The sequence below is a fragment of the Vibrio sp. M260112 genome, assembly GCF_036533775.1.
Taxonomy (GTDB): domain Bacteria; phylum Pseudomonadota; class Gammaproteobacteria; order Enterobacterales; family Vibrionaceae; genus Vibrio.
On sequence record NZ_JATABH010000068.1, the window covers coordinates 1 to 25,303 of the forward strand.

A 25,303-nucleotide genomic window follows, 5' to 3' on the forward strand; every position below is an offset into this window, starting at 1 on the left:
TTAGACTCAAGAGTCTAACCAGTGCGGAGCGGTAGTTCAGTTGGTTAGAATACCGGCCTGTCACGCCGGGGGTCGCGGGTTCGAGTCCCGTCCGCTCCGCCACTTATTCCAGACCCCAGCAGAAATGCTGGGGTCTTTTTGTTTTTATCCGTGTATGTTTCTCATCGACCAAGGCATGTCGATGGCTTGCCGTCCCGACCGTCCATCTCTTATTCACACTAGGCTTTGGTTGTTATAAAAGCCCGTCGCTTACGCCACGGGCTTTTTGTGTATTAGGGAGCAGGAGTGCTTCAGGTATGGAAATCGGGTACGGGCTGTGGATTACGCGCTTTTGAGATGGCATTAATATTCTAGTTTTTCGCTCCAAACAAAAAGGGTTGACGCTTTCACGCCAACCCTCCGATCTTTTCTCGCTTCTCGCTTCTCGCTTCTCGCTTAAAGAATAATATCTCTCACTTCAGCATCTTTGCGTTCTAGATAGTGGATAGATTTAATTCGACGGATAGTACGACAGCGGCCACGGATTAATAGCGTCTCCGTTGTCGCGATATTACCTTGGCGTGTAATGCCTTCTAGAAGATCACCTTTAGTAATACCAGTTGCTGAGAACACGACATTGTCGCTGCGAGCCATATCTTCCATAGTGAGCACTACATTCGCCTCGACGCCCATTTCTTCACAGCGTTTAAGCTCTGCTGCGCCATAAATGCGGTTTTCTTCTGTATTCCCTTTCACTTCATGGCGAGGCAGTAGACGACCATGCATGTCGCCGTCTAGTGCACGGATCACTGCGGCAGATACTACCCCTTCAGGTGCGCCACCAATGCAGTACATGACGTCTACTTCACTGTCTGGCATACATGTAAGAATCGATGCTGCCACATCACCATCAGGGACGGCAAATACACGCACACCCATTGCCTGCATTTCAGCGATAACGCCATCGTGACGAGGCTTAGCTAGCGTAATTACAACTAGAGTATCAAGGCTTTTACCCAGCGCTTGTGCGACGTTCTCTAGGTTTTCTTTTAGTGGCTTGTGTAAGTCGATGCAACCTTTTGCGCCTGGACCTACAACGAGCTTTTCCATATACATATCAGGTGCTTTTAAAAAGCTTCCCTTTTCGCCAGCAGCGAGTACCGCTAATGCGTTAGATTGGCCCATCGCCGTCATGCGAGTGCCTTCGATAGGGTCTACCGCGATATCGACTTCGTCGCCACCTAGGCCGACATTTTCACCGATGTAGAGCATAGGAGCATCATCGATCTCGCCTTCGCCGATAACGATTTCGCCACTGATCTCAGTTTTGTTGAGTAAGCTACGCATTACTTCTACAGCGGCACCGTCGGCTGCATTCTTATCGCCACGGCCAAGCCATTTGTAGCCTGCCAGTGCTGCACCCTCGGTAACTCGAGAAAATGCCATTGCTAAATCGCGTTTCATGATGACTCCAAGTAAAGGATAAAGAGAAAAAACAAAAACGGCAGGATTTTACCATATCAAAAAGGAAACGTTTGCTTTTTTGCCTATAAGGTCATTGAACAGGATCAATTTAGTCGCTTAAATAGAGCATATTTCGTCGCTTTTGACTCAGATGTAAAGCTATTGTCAATTTGCGCTGTTTTTTTAAGCGAATGATGAAAAATATCCAAGATAGGGCGTGTCTATCAGCGCTCGGCTGAGTAGAATGGAACAAAACGGGTTTGGATCATCGATGACCAAAACCTTTCCCCGAATAACAAATAGGTAGGCCAAGATGTCTTTTGAAGTATTAGAACAGCTAGAAGCAAAAATCCAAACTGCAGTTGATACTATTGCCCTTCTGCAAATGGAAGTAGAAGAGCTTAAAGAAGAGAAAGAGAAACTTGCGACAGAAGCAAACGAACTACGTAGCAGTCGTGAAGAGCTAGAACACAAAGCGCAGCAAATGCAGCAAGAGCATTCAGCGTGGCAGGAGCGCATCCGCAACCTACTTGGTAAAATGGACGATGTAGAGTAATAGGATAGAACCTATATTTTTCGTAGCAGGCTGGACTTGATGTTCAGCCTTTTTTGTATCGAGCGAAAAAATAAAGGCCGATAAGGTTATCGGCCATGGGAATGAGAGTTTGGCTCTGGTTAGCCTTGAGGACGTACGCCAAGTGTATGGCACAGTGCATACGTCATTTCTGCACGATTTAGCGTGTAGAAGTGGAAATCTTTAACGCCTTCACGACTTAGGATTCGTACCATATCAATTGCGTGGCTGGCGCCGACAAGCTGGCGAGTTGTTGGGTCATCATCTAGCCCTTCAAACTGCTTTTTCATCCAACCAGGAACTTTCACTGCATTCTGTGCAGCAAAGCGAGAAGCTTGCTTGAAGTTGGAAACAGGTAAAATGCCCGGAACAATCTCTACGTCGATACCCGCTGCCACACAGCGGTCACGAAAACGCAGGTAGCTCTCAACATCAAAAAAGAATTGCGTAATAGCGCGGTTCGCACCAGCATCAACTTTGCGTTTTAGGTTGAGAAGATCCGCCTGAGCACTCTTTGCTTCAGGGTGTACTTCTGGGAATGCCGCGACTGAAATGTCGAAGTCATGGCGAGCTTTTAACAACTCGACTAAATCAGAAGCATACATTTCAGGTTTACCACCACCCGGTGGGATGTCACCACGAAGGGCCACGATGTTGTGAATGCCGTTCGCCCAGTAGTCATCTGCAATTTGGATCAGTTCTTCGCGAGAGGCGTCAATACACGTTAGGTGTGGAGCTGCGACTAAGCCAGTTTCTGCCTTAATCTCTTTAATGATGGAGTGAGTTCTATCGCGTTCACCTGAGTTTGCACCGTAAGTCACAGAGACAAATTTTGGCTTAAGATTTTTTAGACGGTGTACAGAATTCCACAGTGTTTCTTCCATTTTTTCACTGCTAGGTGGAAAAAATTCAAATGAAACATTGATGTTGTCAGAAAGCTCAGCGACATTCTGATTTAAGGCGTCGATATGACTAGCGTGTGTGTATCCCATCTTACTCTCTCCCAATGGCCATCCATGCCAAAAAACTCATAATTCCCAATCGACGTTTAGACGTCTATATGTCTACAGAATGAATTGAATACGATTTAATGTCAACTCTGTAATTATGAATTTTTCTCAAGTTGATTATGAGTGGGTTTCAAGTTGATTGGCAACCCATGATTTTGTTTGCTATTTGAGATAGAGCAAGGGCGCTAAATCATTTAGCGCCCTAGAGGTTAAAGTAAACTGGATAGTAGATTTAGGTCGGATTGAATTGCGCCTGCGGTGACCTCTCGGCCTGCTCCTGGTCCACGTATTACCAATGGGTTGTCTTTATACCATTTACTTTCAATGGCGAAGATGTTGTCACAAGGGAGTAGATTAGCTAACGCATGCTCTTTGTTGAGTGCCTCAACGCCGACGGTTGCAGTGCCGTTTTTCTCAAGTCGAGCAACATAGCGCAGTACTTTATCTTCTCTTTGTGCCTTTTTAAGACGTTCAGCCAGCAGTTCACTGAGTAACTGGCTTTGATCAAAAAACTCATCGATAGTTAGACCTGTGAGCTCTAGAGGCACGAGACTTTCGACTTTTACTGATTCTGGCTCAATGACAAGCCCTGATTCACGCGCAAGAATAACCAGTTTGCGCATGACGTCTGAGCCATCGAGATCGTGGCGAGGATCGGGTTCAGTTAATCCTTGCTGCCATGCCAGATCGACGAGCTCTGAAAATGGTACGCTGCCATCGTACTGTTGGAAAAGCCAAGAGAGCGTGCCTGAAAAAATGCCAGACAGCGCAAGGATGTCGTCACCACTTTCACGTAAGTCTCTAACGGTGTGATTGATCGGTAATCCTGCACCAACGGTAGCATTGTAAAGCCAGTGACGGTTGATCTTGGCAAATGCATCTTGTACTTGATGGTAGTATTCGCTGGAAGCGGACCCTGCTACCTTATTTGCAGAGATCAAATGCATCCCTTGCTCTGCGATCTCTAAGTAGCGTTCTGCCAGCGTCTTACTTGCGGTGACATCTAAGATGACAAGGTCATCATAGCCTTGAATGGAACCGAGCACCTTAATCCAATCACTGCCCTCGTGACTGATCGCTTCTTCATCAAAATGAGTTGCGACTTGGGCTGCATCAATGCCATTTGGGTTAAACCAATAAGTCTGGCTATCGATAACAGCAACTAACTCAAAGTTCATTCCATGGCGTTTTTCTAGCTCAGTTTTCTGTTCGGAGAATAGTGCCAGCCAACTGGAGCCGATATTGCCTTTGCCACACAGTGCAATAGCGACTCGTTTTTGCGCTTGGAAAAGCTGACTGTGAATCGATTTGACCAGTAGTTTAGTGTTTGCCTTACGTAGCACTGCAATAAGGCTAAGGCCTGATAAGGATTCAGAGATAAACTCAACTGGCGAGTTCTTTAGCTGTTGGTAGAAACCATAACAATGGTTGGCATTCTTTGTCACACCGGCACCAACGGCGGCGACCATCGAGTAACCTTCTTTTAGTTTGATTTCCGCTTCAAACGCTGCGTCTTGTAAATGCTCTAAAGCACCGCCAACAATTTCGCTGGTATACGCTAAGCGGATAGAGTGTTGGTCTGGTTGAACCTCGTAGGTAAGAGGTTCAAGCTGGGCACGTTTGAGGCTAGCAAGTACCTCATTTTCAATACGTTGGAAATCATGTCGAGAAGAGAAGTAAAGTTCGATCAATAGCACTTCATCGAGAGATGAAATGATTTTAGCCCCTCTTCCTGATGCCAATACACGTTCAATACGAGTTGAACCTGACTCTGGCTGATAGCTACAGCGAAGGTGCAAATCCATCGAGCTTTGAGCGACAGGTTGTAAGGTTCTGCTGTGGAGAACTGGCGCTGCTAGTCGTGCCAACTCGCTTGCTTCGTCTAAGCGTAATAGTGGTAAGAGACAGGCGTCGGAGACCAATCTTGGATCTGCGCTATATACACCCGCAACATCGCTCCAGATAGTGACACGGTTTGCTTCCGCGAGAGCACCAATCACGGTTGCAGAGTAGTCAGAGCCATTTCGTCCTAAGAGAACAGTGTGTCCTTGCTTATCTTGTGTCATGAAGCCTGTAATCACGATACGATGATGGACATGTTGCGCAAGCACTTCTTTAATTAATGGATAAGAAGCACCACAATCAACTTCAGGTTGAGTGCCTGCTTCTGCACGAAGGAAGGCGCGGGCATCTTGCGCGACAGCAGGTAACTTGGTTTGGCAGAGCAAGGCAGCAAGCAGGCGAGACGACCAGACCTCTCCATGGCCAAGCACCGCCGCTTTTTGTGCTTCGTTGAGAGGGAAAGTTAATTCTCCCAAGGTACTGAATTCATCCTGAAGAGTAGCGAGTAGTTGCTGTTTAGTTTCGCCTTCAATCAGCTCTTCAACGAGTTCAGTTTGAAATACTCGTAAGGATTGGAGTTCTTCATGAGCAATGCGCCCATCAGTTGCGAGCCCTTCAAGAAACGCGATCAGTCGGTTCGTTGTTTTACCAGCCGCAGAGACAACGATGAGATCATCCGGTCTTGAGTACTCTTTTAGGATACCCACTACGCGGCGATAACATTCAGGATCCGCTAAGCTACTTCCGCCAAATTTATGTAGCTGACGTTCATGAGACATTATTGAGCCTCCGCTGTTTTAGCAAATGCTTGCTTTAAATCTGCAATTAAGTCGTCTGCATCTTCAAGCCCGACAGAGATACGTAGCAGTTGCTGTGACACTCCAGCTTCCGCTAGCGCCTCTTCTCCCATTGCTCGATGGGTCATAGATGCAGGATGGCAAATTAGGCTTTCTACGCCACCTAGAGATTCAGCCAACGAAAATAGCTCTAGTTCGCCAACAAAGTATTTAAGCTGTTCGAAAGTACCTGCAAACTCGAAACTGAGCATCGATCCAAATCCGGTTTGTTGCTTCTTAGCAATGTCATGACCAGGATGATCAGGCAGGCTAGGGTGATAGATTTTGCCTACAAGTTGTTGAGTCTGAAGGTAGCTGAGAATTTTGCTAGAACTCTCTTCATGGACTTTCATTCGTGCTCCGAGTGTTCGTATGCCACGTAGTGTCATGTAACTGTCGAAAGGAGTGCCGGTGGCGCCGATACAGTTACCCCACCACGCTAACTCTTCCGCGTGTTGTTCATTTTTGGTAATCACCACGCCGCCAATAACGTCTGAATGACCATTGATGTATTTAGTCGTTGAGTGAATGACAAAATCTGCACCAAGCTCAAGAGGTTTCTGGAATACAGGAGTCAAAAAGGTGTTGTCGACCGCAACCAATGCGCCGACCTTTTTGGCTTTTTGGCAAACACTTGCGATGTCAACGACTCGAACCAATGGATTTGACGGTGTTTCTAAGAGGATCAGTTTAGGCTTTTGCGCCAATGCCTCTTCGAGGGCTTGCTGGTTTGATTGGTCAACAAACAGGACTTTGAAATCCCCTTTGTTGGCACGAGTGTTAAATAGTCGGTAGGTGCCCCCGTAGCAATCGTGAGGTGCGACGATAATATCGCCAGGGCTCAAGAAGGCTGACACCCATAAATTAAGGGCGGATGTACCGCAGTTAGTGACCACTGCCCCTTTGCCTGACTCAAGTTCATATAGGGCGGTTTCTAGTAGGCCTCGGTTTGGGTTGCCAGAGCGAGTGTAATCGTACTTAGGCACTTCTCCGAAAGCTGGGAACCCATAGTTGGTCGAAAGGTAAATGGGTGGAACAACTGCGTGATGTTGAGTGTCAGACTCGATACCAGTACGTACCGCGATTGTGGCTGGTTTACGGGTGCTCATAAATGTTTCCTTTCGACCTTAAATGACTTTTTCAATGGAATAGGCTATAAGCTCTTAAGAGCCATATCGTGGCCATCCCAATCCTTTATTCAATTTACTTTACTTGCCATTTTATAGGACGTCAATACTTCTAGACGTCTATATGTCTTTGCTTGTGGCTATAAATACCGCTAAAATTGGGGTTTCTATTTTCAAACATAAAAATTGATAAAAGGTGCGCAATGGCAGATTGGAATGGCGAATACATTAGCCCATATGCTGAGCATGGAAAGAAAAGCGAACAAGTAAAGAAGATTACTGTTTCTATTCCATTGAAAGTATTAAAGGTTTTAACAGATGAGCGTACACGCCGTCAGATTAATAACCTACGCCACGCAACAAATAGTGAGCTATTGTGTGAAGCATTTTTGCATGCTTATACAGGGCAACCGTTGCCTACAGATGAAGATTTACGTAAAGACCGCCCTGACGACATTCCTACTGAAGTGAAGAAACTGATGACGGAAATGGGCATTGAGTTCGAAGCGTTTGATGACGAATAACAAAAAATATTAGCACCTTTATTTTTCGCTGAAAGCCGATAACATCATCAAAAATAAAAAAAACCGCTGAATATGACAGCGGTTTTTTTGTCTTTATCACCTCAGAAACAATGGATTATTGTTCCATGTAGCTTGCTGGCATTTCAATGCGAGCGACACCTGAGTCTACCGCGGCTTGAGCAACTGCTTTTGCAACGCGTGGTAGTAGGCGAGGATCCATTGGTTTAGGAATGATGTAACCCGGGCCAAAAGACAGGGCGTCAACACCTGCTGCAGTGAGTACTTCAGCCGGCACTTCTTCTTTGGCTAGCTGACGAATTGCGTCGACTGCTGCTAACTTCATCTCATCGTTGATTTCACTTGCACGCACGTCGAGCGCACCGCGGAAAATGAATGGGAAGCACAGTACGTTGTTGACCTGGTTAGGGTAGTCACTGCGACCTGTGCCCATAATCAGATCCTGACGTACTTGGTGAGCAAGTTCAGGTTTGATTTCTGGATCTGGGTTAGAACATGCAAATACCACTGGCTTGTTTGCCATTAAAGCAAGCGCTTCAGGAGAAAGTAGGTTTGGACCTGATACACCTAGGAACAGATCAGCACCTTCAATCACGTCTTCTAGAGTGCGCTTGTCAGTATTGTTGGCAAACAGTTGTTTGTATTCGTTCAAATCATCACGGCGAGTGTGGATGACGCCCTTGCGGTCAAGCATGTAGATCTTCTCACGCATAGCGCCACATTTAATCAGTAGTTCCATACATGCGACAGCCGCAGCACCTGCACCTAGACAGACAATCGTTGCGTCTTCGAGTTTCTTGCCTTGTAGCTCGATAGCGTTAAGCATGCCAGCTGCAGTAACAATCGCAGTACCGTGCTGGTCATCGTGGAAAACAGGAACATCACAGCGTTCAATCAGCTGCTTTTCAATCTCAAAACAGTCGGGTGCTTTAATGTCTTCTAGGTTGATGCCGCCAAACGTATCAGCAATATTCGCAACCGTATCGACGAACTCTTCGATAGTGCGGTGTTTGACTTCAATATCAATAGAATCTAGACCTGCAAAGCGTTTGAATAGAAGAGCTTTGCCTTCCATTACTGGCTTAGAGGCAAGAGGACCTAAATTACCAAGACCAAGAATCGCGGTGCCGTTAGAGATAACAGCGACCATGTTGCCTTTAGAAGTGTATTTGTAAACGTTGTCTGCATTTTGTGCGATTTCACGTACTGGTTCTGCTACGCCTGGGCTGTATGCCAAAGCAAGGTCTTTAGCGGTTTCTGCTGGCTTTGTAAGTGCGATCTCAATTTTCCCTGGAGTAGGGATTGCGTGGTAATCCAATGCTTGTTGACGAAATTGTTCTTCAGGGGATAGTTCTTGGCGATTGTCGTCTGACATAGGTGTAGGTACTCGTTAATAATTATATGGAAAGGGGGAATCCATTCTAGAGTAACTAAGTCAAGCTGCCTAGGTGAGAATGCGAGCTAAAGCAAGAAAAAGTAGTAAATGACTGGAGATAAGACCAGATGAATAGAGATATAGCTAGCGAATATCGCCAATTGTAATAGATTCGCCTGAAAAATGAGTAGCGAGCAAAGAGCAGAGAACAAAAAAGGACGCCTGGGCGTCCTTTTTTAATTCGGTAACAAGGAAGTTATTACTTCTTGCTTGATAGAGCACCGAAACGCTTGTTGAAGCGATCAACACGGCCGCCTGTATCAACGATACGTTGCTTACCAGTGTAGAATGGGTGACATTTGTCACATACGTCTAGGTGGATAGAATCTTTGTCTAGAGTTGAGTTGAACTCAAAAGAGTTACCACAAGAACAAGTCGCTTTGATTGCTTTGTATTCTGGGTGGATACCAGCTTTCATGGGAGAACCTCTGTAATAGGCCGTGTCGCTATCCGAATCTAAGCCGGACACCACACGTAGTTAATAAAAATAATCTAGGATACCGCTGCATATCAGCAAGCCATATCTCTAAGGCGCGATATAGTAATGAATACATCGGTTAGGATCAAGCCGTTTCAGCATAAAGTTGCTACTTTTTTAGCCTGATTAGGTTGAATGGTGCTGGTGTTGTTCTCTTTCAACCAATGACCTTTTCCCTTAGACTAATTAACCTCTTCTCTTACTGAACTTTAAAGCCTATATGCGACCAACTATTGCCCGTGTAGCTCTGCCTGTTCCACTGGATAAACAGTTTGATTATCAGATTCCCAGCCATATGTTTCCAATCATAGGCGGGCGTGTCTCGGTGCCATTCGGCCGTCAGACATTAGTGGGCATAGTAACGGCATTGGTTAATGAATCGGAGTTTGGTCTCGATAAGTTGAAACCGATTAAGCAAGTGCTTGATAGTCAGCCTGTTTGGTCGCAAAGCCTCTACTCCTTGCTGGTTTGGTGCAGTCAGTTTTATCAGTATCCGCTTGGCGACACTCTGTTCAATGCTATGCCGAGTGCCTTGCGTAAAGGGAAAGAGGCAGACTTTGCCACCTTAGTAGAGTGGCGGCTCACTGCAAAAGGTTGTGATCAGCTCATGCAGGGGTTTGGTCGTGCAGTAAAACAAGCAAAAGTAATGCGTATGCTCGAACATGGTTCGGTGGCACATCAAAGGTTTTTGGATGAAGAAGTCTCTTCGGCTGTTTTAAAGTCTTTAACGGAAAAAGGTTGGATAGAATCCATTGAGAACAAACCTGTGATTCGAGATTGGCGTCAAGATGTTGAGGCCAAGGTCGACAAACCCAAATTGAATTCAGAGCAAGCTATTGCAATCGCGACAGTGAATAGCGGTGAAGGCTTTGGTTGTTATCTACTTGAAGGGGTAACGGGATCGGGTAAAACCGAAGTGTATCTTAATTTGATCAAGCCAGTGCTAGAGCAAGGTAAACAAGCTCTCGTGTTGGTACCTGAAATAGGCCTGACGCCACAAACCATCAACCGCTTCAAGAAGCGATTTAATGTACCTGTAGAAGTCATTCACTCAGGTCTCAATGATACTGAACGCCTTAATGCGTGGTTGAGCGCTCGTGATAATGCATCGGGTATTGTGATTGGCACCCGCTCAGCATTATTAACCCCTTTCTCTAACTTGGGCATTATTATTGTTGATGAGGAGCATGATGCCTCATACAAACAGCAGGATAGCTTGCGTTATCACGCTCGTGATGTGGCGGTGATGAGAGCCAATAAGGAGCAAATTCCTATCGTATTGGGGTCGGCAACACCAGCATTAGAGACACTACACAATGCATTGGCGGGTAAATACCATCACTTGATCCTCTCTTCTCGTGCTGGAAACGCGACGCCAACAACGAACAAAGTCCTCGATGTTAAGGGGCTCTATTTAGAAAGTGGATTGTCCGCTCCGCTGATTGCTGAGATGCGCAAACATCTCAAGCAAGGTAATCAAGTAATGCTGTTTCTCAATCGGCGTGGCTTTTCTCCGGCACTGATGTGTCACGAATGTGGTTGGATTGCAGAGTGTAAACGGTGTGATGCGTATTACACATATCACCAATTTAGCAACGAAATTCGCTGTCACCATTGTGGTTCACAGCAACCGATTATCCACCAGTGTCAAGGATGTGGTTCAACGCACTTAGTGACCGTTGGGGTGGGGACAGAGCAGTTAGAACAACAATTGGCAGAACTTTTCCCTGAATACAAAACCATTCGTATCGACCGAGACAGTACACGTCGAAAAGGTAGTTTAGAAAGTGCATTAGGGGCTATTCGCAAAGGAGAATACCAAATTCTAATTGGTACACAGATGCTCGCAAAAGGTCATCACTTTCCTGATGTGACGTTGGTGGGGCTCTTGGACGTAGATGGCTCTCTTTACTCCAGTGACTTCCGTGCCTCTGAACGTTTAGCGCAACTCTTTATACAGGTTGCTGGTCGTGCAGGGCGAGCGAGCAAACCCGGCGAAGTCGTACTGCAAACACACCATCCTGAACACAGTTTGCTGCAAGCGTTACTGACGAAAAGTTACCGCCACTTTGCAGAAACAGCGCTACAAGAACGAAAACTGGCTCAGTTACCGCCTTATTCGTTTTTAACCCTATTTCGAGCCGAAGCCAATCAATCCGAAACAGTTGAAGAGTTTCTGCGTCAGGTTCGCCATACCTTAGAGGCACATCCGCTGTTTGATGATCTGTGCCAAGTCCTTGGCCCTACACCCGCTCCGCTAGCCAAAAGAGCAGGAAAGTATCGTTGGCAACTACTACTGCAAACGCAAAGCCGTCCTGTTATGCAGAAATTGTTGGCCAGTGCTAAGCCGGCCATCGCATTATTGCCATTGGCCAAAAAAGTGCGTTGGAGCCTCGATATTGAACCTCAAGATTTAAGTTAGCCTGCCAGTAGGTTTTATTCTAAATGGACATGTTTTTGCTTAAATAGATCATTGATGAGTCATTGCGACAATCAATATTCACACCTTTTTCATTTATTTGTGATCGAAATCTCCTCTCAGGCGCCAATTTTGTTAAATCTCCCGTAACTTTGTGTTTTGAAATGAATAAACTAGGTCGTGTGCAATGTGTTGCTCTCAAACTGTTATTTGTGAGTTAATCGTTTGCTCGAGGCATATTAATGAGAAGATAGGTATTTAGCCTACAAATCGACATCATTTTAGCCGTTGAGGTTATGAGATAAATTCCAACTAGAAGCTAAGGTGGCAACCGAGCTACCGTTGAAGGAAACGAAGAGGGTAAATTTTATATGGCGACAATGAAGGATGTTGCCCAGCTTGCAGGAGTATCAACAGCGACTGTATCAAGGGCGTTGATGAATCCGGAAAAAGTATCATCAGCGACGAGAAAAAGAGTTGAAGATGCGGTATTGGAAGCTGGTTATTCACCAAACTCGTTGGCGCGCAATTTGCGCCGCAATGAGTCAAAAACAATTATCGCGATCATTCCGGATATCTGTGATCCTTACTATACCGAAATTATTCGAGGTATTGAGGATGCTGCGATGGAGCACGGTTACATTGTTCTACTCGGCGATAGTGGTCAGCAGAAAAAAAGAGAAAGCTCATTTGTGAATCTTGTGTTTACTAAACAAGCTGATGGCATGTTGTTACTTGGTACCGATCTCCCCTTCGATGTCAGTAAGCCTGAACAGAAGAATTTGCCTCCTATGGTGATGGCGTGTGAGTTTGCGCCAGAATTAGAACTCCCAACTGTACATATCGATAACCTGACTTCCGCTTTTGAGGCGGTTAACTATCTCACGCAGATGGGGCATAAGCGCGTTGCTCAGATCTCGGGACCGCAATCGGCGGTGTTGTGTCAATTCCGCCATCAGGGCTATCAACAAGCTCTACGTCGAGCGGGTATTACGATGAATCCTAATTACTGTACGTATGGGAATTTTTCGTTTGAGGATGGTGCCAAGGCAGTACGCCAGCTGTTGGCGTTGTCTGAACCTCCAACAGCGGTCTTTTGTCATAATGATGCAATGGCTATAGGTGCGATTCAGGGAGCTAAAAAGCTCGGTATCCGAGTACCACAAGATTTATCCGTGGTTGGTTTCGATGATATCCACTTTGCACAGTACTGCGATCCACCGCTAACTACCATTTCACAGCCTCGCTATGAAATCGGTCGTCAGGCGATGCTAATGATGCTTGAGTTATTGCGTGGCCATGACGTTAGAGCAGGATCGAGACTATTGGAAACGAAACTGGTTGTTCGTGAAAGTGCTGCTCCTCCGCGAGTGCTTTAAAACATACCTCTCAGCGGCACATTTTGATGTGCCGCTTCCATTTATACTCTGTCATCAAGTGGCGATCTGCATTAACATATCGGCAGTAGTAAACAAAATTATTGATGTTAAGTAGTGGCGAATCGAGATTACGTTAAAAGAGGTCGTGGCGGAAACAGCCGCAAGCCGACCAAAAAAACATCTGCACCACGTCGTAAACCATGGCGCAGTGGCCTGTTAGCTATTTTGCTGGTGGGGGTGTTTGGTTATGGTCTGTATAGCCTCAGTAATGATCCTGAGCCACCAGCGCCAGTTGTTGAATCGGTTAAACCAAAATCGAAGCCAGCAACGCAAGCCAAACTGCCACCACCTCCAGAAGAGAAGTGGGATTATGTCGATTCGTTGCCAAGCCGAGAAGTCGAAGTAAAAGCTAAAGAGCAGGTGGTATCTGAGATTCCATATATCATGCAGTGTGGCGCTTATAAGACCGCTCAGCAAGCTGAAGCACGTAAGTTGGATATCGCTTTTCAGGGCATCAATAGTAAGATCCGTAAAAAAGAAGACAGCAGTTGGTATCGTGTTGTGCTTGGACCTTATAAGTTCAAGCGAGATGCGGAACGAGACAAGCATAAGCTACAACGCGCTAAAATCGAACCTTGCGCGATCTGGAAAGAAGCGCAGTAGAAGTTTTAAAAACGAACCCACAGGGTTCGTTTTTTTATGCCACGTAAACAGAACGGGCTCCGCCCTGTGGAGAGCTTTGCTCCAAGAAGCGAGATCGGACTGCGTCCTCAGAGAACGCTGCGCTTCGTGAGCGGGCTCCGCCCTGCGAGAGTTTAGAACGGACTTCATGTGGGGGCGGGTAGTGAGTTGATAGAACCAGGTGTTGACAGGACTTGTCCCAGCGAAGAGATAATACTCTCGCCTCTCGCCTCTCGCCTCTCGCCTCTCGCCTCTCGCCTCTCGCCTCTCGCCTCTCGCCTCTCGCCTCTCGCCGCCTCTCGCCTGCCCCTTGAATTTCCAATCCCTAAACCTCATATAATCTCTAACATTGAGATTAAAATAACTATGAGGCCCTGCTCGTGACTACCATTGTATCTGTACGTCGTAATAACAAAGTCGTCATCGCTGGTGATGGCCAAGTATCACTAGGTAACACCGTGATGAAAGGCAATGCACGAAAAGTGCGTCGTCTGTACAACAACAAAGTGCTAGCTGGCTTTGCGGGCGGTACTGCAGATGCCTTTACGCTGTTTGAAAAGTTTGAAAGTAAACTGCAAATGCATCAGGGTCATCTAACTAAAGCTGCGGTAGAGTTAGCGAAAGATTGGCGAAGTGACCGTGCCCTACGCAAACTGGAAGCTCTATTGGCTGTTGCTGATGAAACGGCTTCTTTGATCATTACTGGTAACGGTGATGTTGTTCAGCCAGAAAACGATCTGATCGCAATTGGTTCGGGCGGTAACTTTGCTCAGGCTGCGGCTACAGCTCTGCTAGAAAATACAGAATTAGATGCTCGTGAAATCGCAGAAAAGTCACTCAAGATTGCAGGTGATATCTGTGTGTTTACGAACCATTACCACACTATTGAAGAACTAGAAATTCCAGCTCAACAAGCAGCTGAATAACCAAAGATAGTGGCTAACTAATTTAAGGAAAAGATTATGTCTGAAATGACACCTCGCGAAATCGTCCATGAACTTAACCGCCATATCATTGGTCAGGACAAAGCTAAGCGATCGGTAGCGATTGCATTACGTAACCGCTGGCGTCGAATGCAGCTTGATGAAAGCCTGCGTGTAGAAGTGACACCGAAGAACATTCTGATGATTGGTCCAACGGGTGTGGGTAAAACTGAAATTGCCCGACGTCTTGCGAAGTTGGCGAACGCACCTTTCATTAAAGTTGAAGCGACAAAATTTACCGAAGTAGGTTATGTCGGTAAAGAAGTCGAAACCATCATCCGTGACCTAACGGACGTGGCGATTAAGATGACTCATCAACAGGCAATGGAAAAAGTGAAATTCCGTGCCGAGGAGCAGGCTGAAGAGCGTATTCTTGATGCACTGCTACCGCCAGCGCGTGATGTTTGGGGGCAAAATGAGCAGCGTGACGAAACTTCGTCTAACACGCGTCAGGTTTTCCGTAAAAAACTACGTGAAGGGCAGCTAGACGATAAAGAGATCGAGATCGATGTCGCAGCACCACAAATGGGTGTTGAAATTATGGCGCCTCCTGGCATGGAAGAGATGACGAATCAGCTGCAAGGCATGTTCCAGAATCTAGCGGGTGATACGAAGAAAAAGCGTAAGCTCAAAATCAAAGATGCGATGAAAGCTTTAACTGAGGAAGAAGCGGCCAAGCTTGTTAATCAAGAAGAGCTAAAGGAGCAGGCGATTTTCAACGTAGAAAACAACGGTATCGTATTTATCGATGAAATCGACAAGATCTGTAAACGTGGTGAGAGCTCGGGTCCAGATGTTTCTCGTGAAGGTGTTCAACGCGATCTCCTACCACTGATTGAAGGCAGTACGGTTTCAACCAAGCACGGTATGGTTAAGACAGACCACATTCTGTTTGTTGCTTCAGGGGCATTCCAAGTGGCAAGACCTTCAGATTTAATCCCTGAACTTCAAGGTCGTCTGCCTATTCGAGTGGAACTTGAAGCGCTGTCTAGCGATGACTTCAAACGTATCCTAACTGAGCCTAAAGCGTCTCTGACGGAGCAATACGTTGCGCTGATGAAGACAGAAGATGTCGACATCGAGTTTACGGAAGAGGGGATCATTCAAATTGCACAAGCAGCATGGACAGTGAATGAAAGAACTGAAAATATCGGTGCGCGCCGTCTACATACTGTGATGGAGCGATTAATGGATGAGATCTCATTCGAAGCGACCGATAAAGCGGGCTCCAAGCTAACGATTGATGCCGAATATGTGAAAGCGAAACTTGGTGAAACAATCGAAGATGAAGATCTAAGCCGCTTTATTCTTTAATTGAGCCACATAAAAAAGCCCGCTAACTGAGCGGGCTTTTACTTTGAGTGCTTGTTAAAGCATAAAGATAAAAATGACAGCTAGAGCAGAAATAAGACCTGCAAACGCGTAGCACGCAACTTTACCAACAATACCTGTATGGAATTTAAGATCGTGCATGCCGTGGTGAACACGGTGCATCGCATGCCACATTGGTAGTGCCAATGTCGCGATGATAAATAGCGCGCCAATGATGCTGGTTGCAAAGTCTACAACACGTTCATAGCTTAGCGCGTCAGCACTGATCACACCGAGCGGTACCAGTACACCTAGCACCAAAATTGTGATTGGTGTGATCATTGCGAACCAAGTACCGCCTGCGCCAAACAGACCCCACCAGATTGGCTCATCAGAACGTTTAGGTGCTCTATCTACAGAGAAATTCGGTTTCATCGTTAAAGCTCCTTAAACCACGATCAAGACAATAAGTGAGATGAAAGCTACCGCCGCCCACTGAGTCAGTACAATGATCTTCTTGTCGACAAGTTTACCTTTCAAGCGAATCGGCATTACTTGCGGCATCATACTGAAGAAGGTTTGAGCATGCAGTAGGCTGCCCGCTAGCGCCACGATGTTAATCGCGACGACTACTGGATTCGCCATAAAATCAAGCCAAGTTTGCCAAGCGTCAGGGCCTTTTACCAATGAACCTAAACCAACGGTTAGGAATAGAGTAAACAGGATTAGAGGCAATACAGTTGCTTCACGAAGCATGTAGAAGCGGTAAAAAGGATGATCTTTCCACCAAGTGCGTTTTACTTCACGAACGTAAGGTTTACGGTTACTCATCCTTATGCCTCCTCTGCTGTTTTCGCTGGTGTACCATCAGGCTTCAACATCGCAATAACGAAATCCATCGAAGATTCGACTTTACCTTGGTTCACTGCCGCGGCAGGGTCAACGCTCTTAGGACAAACTTCAGAACAATAACCAACAAAGGTACAGCCCCAAGCGCCGTTTTCGCCATTGATGAGTGCCATACGTTCAGCTTTACCGTTGTCACGGCTATCGAGGTTGTAGCGGTGAGCAAGCGTTAGTGCTGCTGGACCAATGAACTCTGGGTTTAGACCAAATTGAGGACACGCGGCATAACATAGACCACAGTTGATACAACCAGCGAACTGCTTGTACTTCGCCATCTGTTCAGGAGTTTGGATGTTAGTCCCATCTTCTGGCTTGCGGTCGTTACCGATAATGTATGGTTTGATCGCTTCAAGGCGCTCAATGAACGGCGTCATATCAACGATAAGATCTTTCTCAATCGGGAAGTTCGCTAGTGGTTCAATTTTCACACCGTTCGGGTAGTCACGTAAGAAGCTCTTACACGCTAGCTTAGGTACACCGTTTACCATGATGCCGCATGAACCACAGATAGCCATACGACAAGACCAGCGGTATGACAGATCTTTGTCTAGGTTATCTTTGATGTAGCCTAGCGCATCAAGCGTAGACATGGTTTCATCAAACGGTACTTCAAAGGTTTGAAAGTGTGGCTCTGCGTCATGCTCAGGGTCATAGCGCAGAATCTCGACTTTTTGGATGCGATTGCCTGACATTATGCTTGCTCCTCTGCATTCTTCTCTGCTGCTTTAGCTGCTTCTTCAGCCGCTGCTTTCTCTGCCGCTTCACCGTATAGACGAGCTTTTGGCTGTGACTTAGTGATTGTCACTGTGCTGTAGTCGATTTCAGGTGCTGCATCTTTTTTGTAGAAGGCCAGAGAGTGCTTGAGGAAGTTCACATCGTCACGCTCCGTACAACCATCATCTAGACGCTGGTGGGCACCACGAGACTCTTTACGTAAGATTGCTGAGTGAACCATAGCTTCTGCTACTTCTAGGCCATAACCCACTTCGATAGCGTATAGAAGGTCAGTGTTAAACACTTTGCCCTTATCTTTGATGCTGATGCGCTTGTAACGCTCTTTTAGTTCAGTGATTTTGTCGATCGTCGCTTGCATCAGATCTTCTTGGCGGTAGATACCACAGCCCGCTTCCATGGTGTGACCCATTTCAGTACGGATTGTTGCCCAGTTCTCATCACCTTCTTGGTTCATCAGAGCGGCAATACGTTCTTCAACCGCTTTAACTTGAGCTGCGATGGACTCTTCGTTCCAGCCTTTGAATTCAGCTGCACGTTTCACTGCTTGCTCACCCGCTACACGACCGAATACCACAAACTCAGCCAGTGAGTTTGAACCTAAACGGTTCGCACCATGCAGACCTACAGACGCACACTCACCGACGGCGAACAGACCTTTAATGCGTGTTTCACATTCGCCGTTAGTCTCAATACCACCCATGGTGTAGTGCACGGTTGGACGAATTGGGATGGGTTCTTTTGCTGGGTCTACGTTTACGTAAGCTTTAGCCAGTTCACAGATGAACGGTAGACGTTCTTGAAGGTACTCTTCACCCAAGTGGCGAAGGTCTAGGTGCACCACGTCACCCAGAGGGTGCTTGATGGTGTTGCCTTTTTGTTGTTCATGCCAGAAAGCTTGAGAAACTTTGTCACGTGGACCCAGTTCCATGTATTTGTTCTTCGGTTGACCAACTGGAGTCTCAGGTCCCATACCGTAATCTTGTAGGTAACGGTAGCCGTTCTTGTTAACGATAATACCGCCTTCACCACGACAGCCTTCCGTCATTAGGATGCCTGTACCTGGTAGACCGGTTGGGTGGTATTGAACGAACTCCATATCACGTAGAGGTACGCCGTGGCGGTAAGCCATTGCCATACCATCACCCGTAACGATACCGCCGTTCGTATTACAGTGGTAAACGCGGCCAGCCCCACCAGTAGCTAGAACAACCGATTTGGCTTTGATCGTAACCAATTCACCTTCTGACATGTGAATCGCGATAAGACCCTGAACCTCGCCTTCATCGACAAGAAGGTCGACCACAAAATATTCATCAAAACGTTTGATGTTTTGGTACTTCATCGAGGTTTGGAACAAAGTGTGAAGCATATGGAAGCCAGTCTTATCGGCAGCAAACCATGTACGTTCAACCTTCATACCGCCAAAGCGACGAACGTTAACTTCACCGTTCTCTTTTCGGCTCCATGGGCAGCCCCACTGTTCCATTTGAATCATTTCGCGAGTTGCGTTCTTCACGAAGTACTCAACAACATCCTGTTCACAAAGCCAGTCACCACCACCAACGGTATCGTTGAAATGGTTGTCTAGGCTATCTTCATCCTTGATAACTGCGGCTGAGCCACCTTCTGCAGCGACCGTATGGGAACGCATTGGATAAACTTTAGAAATCAGTGCAACTTCTAAGTCAGGGTTTGCTTCAGCTGCTGCAATAGCAGTGCGAAGACCAGCGCCGCCTGCGCCGATCACTGCGATATCTGTGGTGATAATTTGCACAGTTATCCTCCAGTGTGAAAATGCGGAATAGTCCGCTTGTTATAATTAATTGGGGTATGCCCCAAAAGTGGTAGGGCTAGTGTAGAAGAGCTACATGGCAGAAAAATTGATGTATTTGGATTTTTGCTCCGGTAATGCATATAAGAGCATAAAATTTATAGGTTATGTGATTGCAATCACGGCAAAGAAGGTTTGCTCTTCTTAGATTGCACCGTGTTTTGTTAAATGACTGTTGCGTAACATTTGTTTGATTGATAACAGGCTGGTGGCGAATGTTTTCTGCACTGTAATACGATAAATACTTGCTTCAAAAATAGACAGAGTGGTGTGTTGTGCAGAGTACAAATGTCGACGTTTATTGCTAGGAAAAGTCGGATAAACTTGATACTTTCTCGCCAGATTAACCCAAAGAGAGTTTTCCAATGAACCACGACTGGCAGCCAACTGCTTCAATTGAACAGCTTCGTCAACGTGCTGATCTAGTGAGTCAGATTCGTCAATTCTTTAGTGCCCGAGATGTATTGGAAGTCGATACACCCGCGATGAGTCATGCCACCGTCACCGATATTCATCTGCATACTTTTCAAACAGAGTTTGTCGGCCCTGGTTATGCCGATGGTAGCAAACTCTATTTTATGACCAGTCCAGAATTTCACATGAAACGCCTACTGGCAGCGGGTAGTGGCTGTATCTATCAGATTAATAAAGCTTTTCGCAATGAAGAAAACGGTCGTTACCATAATCCGGAGTTTACTATGCTGGAGTGGTATCGCGTGGGTTTTGACCACCATAAATTGATGGATGAGATGGACGATTTGCTACAACTTGTTCTCAAATGTGGCCAAGCTGAGCGCATGACCTACCAGCAAGCCTTCATCAATGTACTTGGAGTGTGCCCTTTAGAAAGTACGATGGGTGAGCTGAAGGAGGTTGCAGCCAAGTTGGGTTTAAGGGATATCGCTGAACCAGAACAGGATAGGGATACGCTTCTCCAACTGCTGTTCAGTGTGGGTGTGGAAGCTAAGATTGGCCAAAATGTCCCTGCTTTTGTTTACGATTTTCCAGCGTCACAAGCGGCATTGGCAAAAATCAATGCGGAAGATCCAAGAGTGGCGGATCGTTTCGAGGTTTACTTTAAAGGTATCGAACTGGCGAATGGCTTCCATGAGCTCGACAATCCGAGTGAACAACTAAAACGCTTCGAATCAGACAATGCTAAGCGAATAGAGATGGGGCTCAGCCCACAGCCGATCGACTACCATCTTATTGCCGCTCTGAAATCGGGGCTGCCAGAATGTGCTGGAGTCGCCTTAGGCATTGATCGCTTAATTATGCTTGCGATCAGCTGTGATCATATTGATCAGGTGACGGCATTTCCGTTTCCAATTGCGTAGCGAAAAGTGCAACAGATTCTTATTCTGAGTGTAATTGGCTCGCTTAGGCATCTTAACCTCGCTATACTTCCAATCTGAATTTTTAGCCTAGGGCAGTCACACATTGTTGGAAATGTGGGCGGTTCTATCATCAAAGAGCACAGGACATGCAAGAGTACATCGCATTTTTTCAAGAGAACATGATTCTATCTTTGGTATGGGTGGGTCTATTAGTCGCCCTTATCATGAACATTGTTAAATCATCTACTGCCGCTTACAAAGAGATTACAGCTGCACAAACGACACAACTTATGAACCGTGAAAATGGTGTAGTTGTTGATATTCGTAGTAAAGATGAGTACCGCAAAGGGCATATTACGGATGCAGTTCACATTTTGCCGTCTGATATCAAGGTTGGTAACTTGGGTAGCCTTGAAAGCCACAAATCCGCCCCAATCATTGTAGTATGCAAGACAGGTCAAACGGCTCAAGAGAGTGCTAATCTTCTTGCCAAAGCAGGCTTTGAAAACGTCAACCTGCTTAAAAATGGTTTGATTGCTTGGAGTGAAGCCAACATGCCTTTGGTTAAAGGTAAAAAGTAAATTAACTCGCTAATACCTTAAACGCTGATTGAAAAATCAGCGTTTGTCTTAGAGAGATGTGAACAGTTCCACGAAAATCATTGGAAACCTAGTCATTCCCAACTCTCTCGGTTAACCTCCAAGCAGATATTTTATTGCAGGATTAAAGGATTTTTTAAAATGGCTGAAGCAGCACCACAACAAGAAGCGCAAAACTTCGCAATCCAACGCATCTTCCTTAAAGATGTTTCTTTTGAAGCTCCAAACTCACCTAGCATGTTCCAAAAAGACTGGAACCCAGATGTTAAACTGGATCTAGATACTCAAAGCCGTGAACTTGGTGAAGGTGTTTATGAAGTGGTTCTTCGTCTAACAGTGACAGTGAAGAACGCAGAAGAAACAGCGTTCCTATGTGAAGTTCAGCAAGGTGGTATTTTCACTGCTGAGAAAATGGAAGCAGGCCAGCTAGCACATTGTTTAGGTGCATTCTGCCCGAACATCCTATTCCCATATGCGCGTGAGACGATCTCAAGCTTAGTCGTTAAAGGTACGTTCCCTCAACTAAACTTAGCACCAGTTAACTTTGACGCTCTGTTTATGAACTACCTACAGCAGCAAGCTCAGCAAGAAGGCCAAGCTGAAGCATAATCAGTGAGACCTCTGATCAGTCAGAGGTATGGTATAAAATGCACAGAGTGTCTTGCACAAGATACGATGTGCATTTTTTGTTTTAAGTGCCAGTTACTGGGTTTTTGTTACTAATTTCTAAACGCTAGAGAGTAGTAACAAGATTCTAGTCAACCTAATGACAATCAGGCGGAACAATGAAAGACAACACCAACAATGCTTACGGTAAAGAAATTGCAATGACAGTCCTAGGTGCTGGCTCATACGGCACTTCACTTGCAATTTCACTCGCGCGAAATGGTGCGAACGTAATCATTTGGGGCCACGAACCAGAACATATGGCTCGTCTAGAAGCCGACCGAGCTAATCACGAGTTTTTACCTGGGATTGAATTCCCAGATTCACTGATCGTTGAATCCGATTTAAAAAAAGCGGTTCAAGCGAGTCGCGATCTTTTGGTGGTCGTTCCAAGCCATGTGTTTGGTATTGTGCTGAATAACGTCAAGCCATACCTGCGTGAAGACTCTCGAATTTGCTGGGCGACGAAAGGTTTGGAGCCAGAAACGGGTCGGCTACTTAAAGATGTAGCAAATGAAGCGCTTGGTGAAGGGTACTCGTTAGCAGTCCTTTCAGGTCCTACCTTTGCTAAAGAGTTGGCGATGGGAATGCCGACTGCCATTTCTGTGGCTTCTCCTGATGCTGCTTTTGTTGCCGATCTTCAAGAGAAAATTCATTGCAGTAAGACGTTTCGAGTTTATGCCAACAGTGACTTTATCGGCATGCAATTAGGTGGTGCGGTTAAGAACGTGATTGCGATTGGTGCAGGCATGTCTGATGGCATCGGCTTTGGTGCCAATGCGCGTACAGCACTCATCACCCGTGGTCTTGCTGAAATGACACGTCTTGGTGCTGCGCTAGGTGCTCAACCAGAAACCTTTATGGGTATGGCTGGTCTTGGTGACCTTGTACTGACCTGTACCGATAACCAGTCGCGCAACCGTCGCTTTGGTTTAGCGTTAGGTCAGGGTAAAGATGTCGATACGGCACAGCAAGAAATTGGTCAAGTAGTGGAAGGTTACCGCAATACCAAAGAGGTCTACCTATTGGCTGAGCGTATGGGCGTAGAGATGCCGATTGTTGACCAAATTTATCAAGTATTGTATCAAGGAAAGGATGCCAACTTGGCGGCCAAAGATTTACTTGCCCGAGATAAGAAAGCGGAAGCATAAGAGAACGACAGCAACACTGGATTTGTATCTAGATACTAGGGATTCAGTTCTAGGAAACGACATGAAACAATGTGAGAAACAGAAGGTATGGCACACCATTGTGAAGGAAGCACGTGAGCTTTCTGAGCAAGAGCCAATGTTAGCCAGCTTTTATCATGCGACCATTATTAAGCATGATAGCCTAAGCGCAGCGCTTAGCTATATTTTGGCAAACAAGCTAAATACGGCTTCTATGCCTGCAATGGCGGTTAGGGAAGTGGTAGAAGAAGCGTTGAATGCTGATCCGAGTATCAGCTCAGCAGCGGCCTGTGATATCTGCGCTACTGTTACTCGAGATCCTGCTGTTGCTATGTACTCAATGCCACTGCTCTATTTAAAAGGCTACCACGCGCTTCAGGGGTATCGAGTTGCCAACTGGCTATGGAAGCAGGGGCGTATCGCTTTAGCAACCTATCTACAAAATCAAATTTCTGTTGCGTGTCAGGTTGATATCCACCCAGCGGCTAAGATTGGCTATGGCATCATGCTTGACCATGCCACTGGGATCGTCATTGGTGAAACAGCTGTTGTTGAGAACGATGTGTCGATTCTTCAGGATGTTACGTTGGGCGGGACAGGTAAAGAGTGTGGCGATCGCCATCCTAAAATCCGTGAAGGTGTCATGATTGGTGCGGGTGCCAAAATACTGGGTAATATTGAAGTGGGCGAAGGGGCGAAGATTGGTTCTTGCTCGGTCGTGCTTCAACCAGTGCCAGCCCATACAACCGTTGCTGGTGTACCTGCTAAGATTGTGGGTCGCCCAACAACCGATAAACCGTCGTTGGATATGGATCAGCAATTTAACGGCAAGTCGCAAAGTTTTATCGGTGGCGATGGGATATAGCGTTAAGAACGCTTCGTTCCGAGTTTGGGCTTGATTAATTAAATTTTAAAGAAAAGGGTTGGCACTAGGTGCCAACCCTTAAATTTTTCTCACTTCTCGGTTACGCTAGCGTATCCAATTCAGTCAGTACTTCTTGAGCCCACTCAACCCATGCTTGGCGAATCAGTAGGTTTCTGCGAAGCGTTAGACGCTCTAGACGTTGCTGCTTATCAAGTGTTGATGGCGTTGAGTAGTAAGCGTTTTCAATCTCTTGATAGTGAGCAACGAGCTTACGTGACTCTTCAACAAGTTCACCTAGCTGGGTACGGAATGGCGCAGAAGGTTGCACGGCACAAGCCATCAGCTTTGCAGAGAACTCGTCACGAACCGTTGGGTGTGCGGTTGGTTGGTCGAACCATTCACCAAGAGTGGTGCGGCCCGAATCAGTAATTGAGTAAACCTTACGGTCTGGTTTTCCTTCTTGGGGTTCAAGAACACAAGTAACAAGATTGTTCTGAGCCATCTTACTAAGCTCACGGTACACTTGCTGGTGGCTCGCCTTCCAGAAGTAACCAATAGTCGCTGAAAATTCTTTAGTGATATCGTATCCAGTAGCGTCGCGCGTGCTTAATACGGTCAAGATAACGTGTGGTAATGACATGTCTTCAATCCAAATGGTCAATAAACTACAAAACTTAACCACTTCTTACTGTCGTGCTTCTAAAGGCATTCATTATCAGTATTTAAAGTGGCACCAACAAAGTTGGTCATGTCACCTAAAAAAGCCGTTTATCACCTAGGATCGATAAAAAGATTATCGAAAGCTGCAGTCTGTAGATTATATATAGTTAACCGCAACGGTTGAGTAGTATATCTAAATAATAAGCATAAAGTAGAATAGAAGGGCAAAATATCCCAAAAAAGTTATAAATGACTGCTTTGAATTTATTTTGTGGGATATTTATCTTTGTTGTGATTGCTAATGTCTCTCGGGTGACATTATTTGCTGTAAATTACCACCTTCTAAAGAAGGTGGCTTTGTGTGAGCCCCCTAAAAGGGGGCCTTTGTTTAGTCCAGCGCTAATTGTTGCTGTTCCACGCGCTCTTTCTTCTCCTGATGTCTTACATAACGTCGAATGATTTCTTCATTAATTCC

At 46.0% G+C, this 25,303-nt stretch carries 23 protein-coding genes, 1 tRNA gene and 1 pseudogene; 13 read left to right on the plus strand and 12 right to left on the minus strand.

Features of this window, described 5'->3' with window-relative positions; translation table 11 throughout:
* Positions 1 to 25: 25 nt before the first annotated feature.
* A tRNA-Asp gene (locus QTN95_RS18525) sits at positions 26 to 102 on the plus strand.
* A 333-nt stretch (positions 103 to 435) separates the two neighbouring features.
* On the opposite strand, the gene glpX is transcribed toward QTN95_RS18525, so the two are convergent.
* Positions 436 to 1,443, minus strand: coding sequence for a class II fructose-bisphosphatase (gene glpX, locus QTN95_RS18530; RefSeq protein ID WP_331418538.1), 1,008 nt, complete (start codon positions 1,441 to 1,443; stop codon positions 436 to 438).
* A gap of 313 nt (positions 1,444 to 1,756) precedes the next feature.
* Here glpX and zapB point away from each other — a divergent pair, with 313 nt between their 5' ends.
* Positions 1,757 to 1,999 (plus strand): cell division protein ZapB, encoded by a 243-nt coding sequence (gene zapB, locus QTN95_RS18535; protein WP_138973559.1) that lies wholly within the window; start codon positions 1,757 to 1,759, stop codon positions 1,997 to 1,999.
* A 119-nt stretch (positions 2,000 to 2,118) separates the two neighbouring features.
* Here the strand turns inward: zapB and metF are convergent, their stop codons facing one another.
* From metF to QTN95_RS18550, 3 genes are all read right to left on the minus strand, one after another.
* On the minus strand, positions 2,119 to 3,009 hold the full coding sequence (gene metF / locus QTN95_RS18540) for a methylenetetrahydrofolate reductase (protein WP_138973558.1): 891 nt from the start codon (positions 3,007 to 3,009) through the stop codon (positions 2,119 to 2,121).
* A gap of 227 nt (positions 3,010 to 3,236) precedes the next feature.
* Positions 3,237 to 5,648: a bifunctional aspartate kinase/homoserine dehydrogenase II gene (locus tag QTN95_RS18545; protein WP_331418539.1), complete on the minus strand. Its 2,412-nt coding sequence runs from the start codon at positions 5,646 to 5,648 to the stop codon at positions 3,237 to 3,239.
* Positions 5,648 to 6,814 carry an O-succinylhomoserine (thiol)-lyase gene (locus QTN95_RS18550; RefSeq protein ID WP_138973556.1) on the minus strand — a complete coding sequence of 389 codons (1,167 nt, stop codon included), beginning with the start codon at positions 6,812 to 6,814 and terminating at the stop codon, positions 5,648 to 5,650. The genes QTN95_RS18545 and QTN95_RS18550 overlap by 1 nt, the downstream gene beginning before the upstream one ends.
* Positions 6,815 to 7,035: 221 nt before the next feature.
* Between QTN95_RS18550 and metJ the strand changes: the two genes are divergently transcribed.
* Entirely contained in the window at positions 7,036 to 7,356 is a 321-nt protein-coding gene (gene metJ / locus QTN95_RS18555; RefSeq protein ID WP_331418540.1) for a met regulon transcriptional regulator MetJ, read from the plus strand.
* 115 nt (positions 7,357 to 7,471) lie between these two features.
* On the opposite strand, the gene QTN95_RS18560 is transcribed toward metJ, so the two are convergent.
* Both QTN95_RS18560 and rpmE read right to left on the minus strand, forming a co-directional pair.
* Positions 7,472 to 8,749, minus strand: coding sequence for a malic enzyme-like NAD(P)-binding protein (locus QTN95_RS18560; protein ID WP_138973554.1), 1,278 nt, complete (start codon positions 8,747 to 8,749; stop codon positions 7,472 to 7,474).
* A gap of 259 nt (positions 8,750 to 9,008) precedes the next feature.
* The gene (gene rpmE, locus QTN95_RS18565) at positions 9,009 to 9,227 is read right to left on the minus strand and encodes a 50S ribosomal protein L31 (RefSeq protein WP_138973553.1); all 219 of its coding nucleotides are present in this window, start codon (positions 9,225 to 9,227) and stop codon (positions 9,009 to 9,011) included.
* A gap of 280 nt (positions 9,228 to 9,507) precedes the next feature.
* Between rpmE and priA the strand changes: the two genes are divergently transcribed.
* The 5 genes from priA (at position 9,508) to hslU (ending at position 16,063) form a co-directional block, all read left to right on the plus strand.
* Entirely contained in the window at positions 9,508 to 11,709 is a 2,202-nt protein-coding gene (gene priA, locus QTN95_RS18570; protein WP_331418541.1) for a primosomal protein N', read from the plus strand.
* A gap of 368 nt (positions 11,710 to 12,077) precedes the next feature.
* Positions 12,078 to 13,085, plus strand: coding sequence for a DNA-binding transcriptional regulator CytR (cytR, locus tag QTN95_RS18575; protein ID WP_331418542.1), 1,008 nt, complete (start codon positions 12,078 to 12,080; stop codon positions 13,083 to 13,085).
* A gap of 114 nt (positions 13,086 to 13,199) precedes the next feature.
* Complete coding sequence (ftsN, locus tag QTN95_RS18580; RefSeq protein ID WP_331418543.1) at positions 13,200 to 13,748, plus strand: cell division protein FtsN; 549 nt, start codon at positions 13,200 to 13,202, stop codon at positions 13,746 to 13,748.
* Positions 13,749 to 14,146: 398 nt separating this feature from the next.
* A complete protein-coding gene (gene hslV / locus QTN95_RS18585) occupies positions 14,147 to 14,692 on the plus strand; it encodes an ATP-dependent protease subunit HslV (protein ID WP_269378378.1) in 546 nt (181 codons plus the stop codon).
* Between the two features lie 36 nt (positions 14,693 to 14,728).
* A complete protein-coding gene (gene hslU, locus QTN95_RS18590; RefSeq protein ID WP_331418544.1) occupies positions 14,729 to 16,063 on the plus strand; it encodes an HslU--HslV peptidase ATPase subunit in 1,335 nt (444 codons plus the stop codon).
* A gap of 54 nt (positions 16,064 to 16,117) precedes the next feature.
* Here the strand turns inward: hslU and frdD are convergent, their stop codons facing one another.
* From frdD to frdA, 4 genes are read right to left on the minus strand one after another with little or no spacing between them, the layout of a single operon-like run.
* Positions 16,118 to 16,495: a fumarate reductase subunit FrdD gene (gene frdD, locus QTN95_RS18595; protein ID WP_138973547.1), complete on the minus strand. Its 378-nt coding sequence runs from the start codon at positions 16,493 to 16,495 to the stop codon at positions 16,118 to 16,120.
* Between the two features lie 12 nt (positions 16,496 to 16,507).
* A complete protein-coding gene (frdC, locus tag QTN95_RS18600; RefSeq protein ID WP_331418545.1) occupies positions 16,508 to 16,891 on the minus strand; it encodes a fumarate reductase subunit FrdC in 384 nt (127 codons plus the stop codon).
* 2 nt (positions 16,892 to 16,893) lie between these two features.
* Positions 16,894 to 17,658, minus strand: a complete 765-nt coding sequence (locus QTN95_RS18605) for a succinate dehydrogenase/fumarate reductase iron-sulfur subunit (protein ID WP_138973545.1) — start codon at positions 17,656 to 17,658, stop codon at positions 16,894 to 16,896.
* Positions 17,658 to 19,475, minus strand: coding sequence for a fumarate reductase (quinol) flavoprotein subunit (frdA, locus tag QTN95_RS18610; protein ID WP_331418546.1), 1,818 nt, complete (start codon positions 19,473 to 19,475; stop codon positions 17,658 to 17,660). The genes QTN95_RS18605 and frdA overlap by 1 nt, the downstream gene beginning before the upstream one ends.
* A gap of 422 nt (positions 19,476 to 19,897) precedes the next feature.
* Here frdA and epmA point away from each other — a divergent pair, with 422 nt between their 5' ends.
* The 5 genes from epmA (at position 19,898) to cysE (ending at position 24,168) form a co-directional block, all read left to right on the plus strand.
* Complete coding sequence (gene epmA / locus QTN95_RS18615; protein WP_331418547.1) at positions 19,898 to 20,869, plus strand: elongation factor P--(R)-beta-lysine ligase; 972 nt, start codon at positions 19,898 to 19,900, stop codon at positions 20,867 to 20,869.
* A gap of 146 nt (positions 20,870 to 21,015) precedes the next feature.
* Positions 21,016 to 21,450, plus strand: a complete 435-nt coding sequence (locus QTN95_RS18620; protein WP_331418548.1) for a rhodanese-like domain-containing protein — start codon at positions 21,016 to 21,018, stop codon at positions 21,448 to 21,450.
* A 159-nt stretch (positions 21,451 to 21,609) separates the two neighbouring features.
* Entirely contained in the window at positions 21,610 to 22,077 is a 468-nt protein-coding gene (gene secB, locus QTN95_RS18625; protein ID WP_138971081.1) for a protein-export chaperone SecB, read from the plus strand.
* A gap of 176 nt (positions 22,078 to 22,253) precedes the next feature.
* Positions 22,254 to 23,285: an NAD(P)H-dependent glycerol-3-phosphate dehydrogenase gene (gpsA, locus tag QTN95_RS18630; protein WP_138971080.1), complete on the plus strand. Its 1,032-nt coding sequence runs from the start codon at positions 22,254 to 22,256 to the stop codon at positions 23,283 to 23,285.
* A gap of 61 nt (positions 23,286 to 23,346) precedes the next feature.
* A complete protein-coding gene (cysE, locus tag QTN95_RS18635) occupies positions 23,347 to 24,168 on the plus strand; it encodes a serine O-acetyltransferase (RefSeq protein WP_138971079.1) in 822 nt (273 codons plus the stop codon).
* 100 nt (positions 24,169 to 24,268) lie between these two features.
* Here cysE and QTN95_RS18640 read toward each other — a convergent pair whose 3' ends face one another.
* Together QTN95_RS18640 and QTN95_RS18645 are read right to left on the minus strand one after the other, a co-directional pair.
* The gene (locus QTN95_RS18640) at positions 24,269 to 24,808 is read right to left on the minus strand and encodes a PadR family transcriptional regulator (RefSeq protein ID WP_331418549.1); all 540 of its coding nucleotides are present in this window, start codon (positions 24,806 to 24,808) and stop codon (positions 24,269 to 24,271) included.
* Positions 24,809 to 25,216: 408 nt separating this feature from the next.
* Positions 25,217 to 25,303 (minus strand): annotated as a pseudogene (locus QTN95_RS18645) (IS200/IS605 family transposase); the annotation flags it as partial.